General features: G+C 51.9%; 4 protein-coding genes. 2 read left to right on the top strand and 2 right to left on the bottom strand.

Annotated features, from left to right (window positions below; genetic code table 11):
* Positions 1 to 616: 616 nt before the first annotated feature.
* Positions 617 to 1,048, bottom strand: coding sequence for a DUF4410 domain-containing protein (locus PHV74_15175; GenBank protein ID MDD5095695.1), 432 nt, complete (start codon positions 1,046 to 1,048; stop codon positions 617 to 619).
* Between the two features lie 702 nt (positions 1,049 to 1,750).
* On the opposite strand from PHV74_15175, the gene PHV74_15170 reads away from it, so the two are divergent.
* Positions 1,751 to 2,290, top strand: a complete 540-nt coding sequence (locus tag PHV74_15170) for a YbhB/YbcL family Raf kinase inhibitor-like protein (protein ID MDD5095694.1) — start codon at positions 1,751 to 1,753, stop codon at positions 2,288 to 2,290.
* A gap of 159 nt (positions 2,291 to 2,449) precedes the next feature.
* Entirely contained in the window at positions 2,450 to 2,827 is a 378-nt protein-coding gene (gene ssb, locus PHV74_15165) for a single-stranded DNA-binding protein (GenBank protein ID MDD5095693.1), read from the top strand.
* Between the two features lie 272 nt (positions 2,828 to 3,099).
* On the opposite strand, the gene PHV74_15160 is transcribed toward ssb, so the two are convergent.
* Positions 3,100 to 4,256: MFS transporter (locus PHV74_15160; GenBank protein ID MDD5095692.1), on the bottom strand; the 1,157-nt coding region annotated here is incomplete at its 5' end.

Genomic DNA, 4,256 nt, shown 5'->3' with positions numbered 1-4,256 from the left:
ACCCGCATTTATCGCCTACGATGGTATCTACCTATGATCTCAATTTTATCATATGGAGGTATGTGGTTGCTGCTTGAACAGTCTGCCATGCCCCTGACATCTTGATTGCACAGTTTGGGTAGCTAACAACTACTAGACTGCACAATATCCCTTTGTCGGGTATTAGGGGGACAAAATGCAACCTAATACCACAACTTGTGCCCATCTCCCTGTCGGGTCCACATTGCCATTATTATATCCCCCAAGACCCCAGGAGTCAAAGCGGGAAATGAGTACCGCTACCAGCACACTTCTGGAACTGCCATAATCGATATGGTCCGGATGAGCCGTTATGGAAGAAAGACAAGAGGGTTAAGAGGGTTGAGAGGCTTTTGTCATATCTTCTCCAATATCAGTTTGGATTGATCTGATGGATATATAAAAAGTTGATGAAAAAGCCTCTGAAGTCTCTGACTCTCTTGACTGAGGGCTCGCGAGGGTGAAAGTGGCTCTGGATACACATGAGCCGCAGGATAAATCTTGAGGCGATCTAGTCATTAGCGGAAGGGATCGATAAAGCCATCTAATCGCACTGGCCTTAATCTGATATCACCCGGTTGTGCCAAATTATCTGTCATTATGCATTCCTGAGTCCCGCAACTACCTGCTTGGCAACCTTCTGCGCCGCTGTCTTGCCACAGGACTTGAGTAAAGTCTTGCTTTCACCTCCAAAGAACCCGCCGATTCGCTTCTCTGTTACAGACAATTTCGCAACTCTGCTTCCGTTGACGATCAGTTCGCCCTCCATTTCGATCACAGGCTTACCGGCGAAAAAGGGAAGAAGGTATCGCCAGAGCCTGCTGCCTTCATCAATGCAGACGAACCTGCCGCGTACCACGATTTGGGCGTCGGCACTCGTCGCCACTACGGATAATCCCTCATTCGATAGCTTGTTTTTCAGGACCGTATGGAACTCGGTCGTCACATTCATCACATCGAAAGATGCTTTGACTTTGGCTGCCTCTAATCTCCATGTCTCAACAAGGCAATCCTTACCTTTGTAGTCCACCTCACGCTCTCCTTTCTGCGGGGCCCACGATCTTGTCACGCGCCTAACGAGGCCTTGGCAGAACCCTTTGATTGCCACTTAGCATAGCACACCTCAGGCCATTTATCATGAGTTTGAGGGGGTGATTGATTGTTCTGCCAGAGATTAGCGTCTACGCCATCACGGGTGTGACTTTGGTCACTGTTACCCTGATGTTCATGCTGTATATTATGAACTGAAAAGGGGGGTGGAGGGGGACATGGTGTAGAGGGGGTGAGCGATGACGCTTCAGAAGTGGTACGGAGTGTGGCTGGAGTATCAGAAGGCCCTGCTGATGAGGCAGGGCCAAGGGGAAACTGAGCCAAGCCCGTAATGACCATCCAAGCATTGAGCCCAGGCTTGAGCAGGCAGGAAAAGCTCAGGCGGACTCATACCGGAAAGTCTTCCGGAAGGTTACTCCGAGTAATTAGAGCCGGAGTGGGGCTTGGGTCAGATAGAGTGAAGGAAAAGAGGATGTCTGAAAAGGCATCCTCTTTTTTGTTGGGGGGCGGCGGGCAGACTTTGACTGTATCAAGGAGACTTGGCCCCACAGCCTTTGTTGTAACCAATGACCCCTCCCGGCAATATCGAGTGGTATAATCGATCCCAGTGCTCCAAGAAAAAATCATCTCCGGTGGCAGGAGCACCCGATCATCCACAGAAGGAGGACCAAGAGAAAAAAACATGTACCTTCTATCTTCAGCATTTGTCGAGGGAGGCAAAATCCCACTTCTCTTCACCAATCTCCTCGCAGGAGGAAAGAACAGCTCACCGCCAGTTGAGTGGAGGGATATCCCGCAAGGAACAAAGTCCTTTGTCCTGACTATGATTGACCTCGATGTCCCTTGGGGAGAGACGGTTCCGGATTACGGTAAATTGCCGCCTTGCGGGAGTTTCCTCTGCGATATCCTGGTCCACTGGGCAGTGATCGACATCCCCGCGTCTGTGAGAAGCCTGGTTGCGGGAGCAAGCCCGGATAAGTTGCCACCGGGCGCAAAGGAGCTGGAGACCACCTTCGTAAAGCTCTTCAACGCCGATTCCAACAAGTATCAAGGACCTGCGCCGCCAAAGGGAATGAGGGCACATCGTTATCAGCTTGTGCTGTATGCACTCGACATCGATAGAATGCATCTATCGACCAATAGTGATTATGCCGTTCTGACCGAGAAAATGGCCGGGCATGTCATAGCCACGGCTCAACTGTCTGGCTTCTTTGGACGGTAACTGAAAGAGGGTACGGATACAAACACTGAATCGCCGGAGAGCTTACAACCAAGCCCCCACAGAGCTCGTTCACAGCGTCTGAAAAGCCCAAAGTGTTCGGCTCCAATAGTATCTTATTTCGCTGTTCGCTGATTGATAACAGACAAGAGGAGAGAATAGATGGCATACCTCAATGAGATGATGGTTATCGGGAATGTTGGGAGTGACCCGGAAATGCGGTTCACTCCCAACGGAAAACCGGTATGCAATTTCAGCCTGGCAACCAATTACATGCGAAATGCTGCCGATGGTGCACCGGTGAAGGAAACCGAGTGGTTCGATATAGTGGTTTGGGGTGGTCAGGCAGAAACCTGCAACCAGTTTCTGACCAAAGGCCAGCAGGTCTATGCCCAGGGTCGGCTGAAAACGAAAACTTGGACCGGGAATGATGGGCAGAATCGTCTTCGGCTGGAGATTCATGCCAGCCGAGTGGTCTTCCTAGACAGGAAAGCAGGCAGTTCTCCCGATGCCGAAATGATGGATGAATTGCCTTCCTGACAGAACGCTGTCCTGCTTCCGGCCTTCATGATTGATCGGCTCTCTGGGGCACGATTTGATGACAAACGATTTGCCTGCTGACTCATGCGTTGGCATTGCGGCTTAAGGTGTCGATTCACCAATTCATCAGCTGCTCGGCGTTCTCCCATCAGAGGCAATGGAGAGCGTTATCTGCAATCGGACCGAAAATATAGGTCAGCCCACTTTCAAGTCGTGCTAGCCTATGAGTGAACCGCCCCAACGCCTTCTCAGGGTTCAGGCTGCGTCATTCATCAAGGAAGTCCATCTGCTGAGGAAAGAGATCGAGGGTGGATTGAGATGCAGGTACATGCTTCTTTGTAATAGGATATTGGACTACAGACTCCATCTTGAAGGTCATGAGGAGTGGGATCAGGTTTCCAGGTCTGCCCGGAGGTGAATGCCGAGTTCGATTCTTCGACAATTGTCCGTGACGCATCCGCCGGCAATTGCCCGGCAGCGATATGCGCACCCTGAATGCTGCTGCGAACTGCCGCCGCGGCCCCTTCCGGAAGGGAAGCCATGACCTTCACGTGATCGATCTTATCCAGGTAGGCACTGCCGGCCGTGAGCGTCAATGACAAATACAGCAAGCCGCCCCCTGCGATCAGGATGCCAAAGCCCACTGCAAGTTTGTTGCCAATCATCTCGCCGATCCTGGCAGACATGATAGTGGTCACAAATATCACCCCCGCAAGGGGAAGCATGCGCAAGGCCGATGCCACCGGCGAGTACCCCTGTACCGACTGCAAATACTGGCTCATGAAGAACATCGAACCCATCAGGGCAAATGAAGTCAAGACCATAGCCATGGTCGCCCCGGTAAAGGACATGATCTTAAAGAAGGCCAGCGGCAACATAGGGTTTTGGGATCGGCTCTCCCACCATGCAAAGACCCCCAGAACGACTACCGCTGCTCCCAAGCAAATAATGACTGTGCTATCTGTCCAGCTTTCCTCCCCGGCTTTGGTGATCCCATATACCAAAACAAACAACCCGGCGATGGAGAGAACCACACCGGGCAGATCAGGCTTGGGAGCCCCTTCACCTTTCGATTCCCGAATGAAAACATATCCGCCGATCAAGGCCATGGTCACCACGGGGAGGTTGATGTAGAAAACCACGCTCCAATTGAAATGTTCCAGTAGATATCCGCCAATGACCGGACCCAGAGCTGCCCCAATGGCAAATACCGCTGCCCACATCGCAATCGCTTTTGGCCTTTCCTGGGGATCGCGGAAGGTATCGGTGAGGATTGATAACGTGGAAGGCATGATCATCGCGCCGCCAATACCGAGGAAGGCCCGGCAAGCAATGAGCATTTCGGTAGAAGTGGAAAGTGCCGCTGCCAGCGAACCCGCTCCAAATAGGAACAGCCCTGCCTGAAGTAGCCGTTTGCGGCCAAAGCGAT

The sequence above is a fragment of the Dehalococcoidia bacterium genome, from assembly GCA_028711995.1.
Classification (GTDB): domain Bacteria; phylum Chloroflexota; class Dehalococcoidia; order SZUA-161; family SpSt-899; genus JAQTRE01.
Note: the sequence above shows the minus strand (reverse complement) of the source record. Positions and strands in the feature narration are given on the sequence as shown.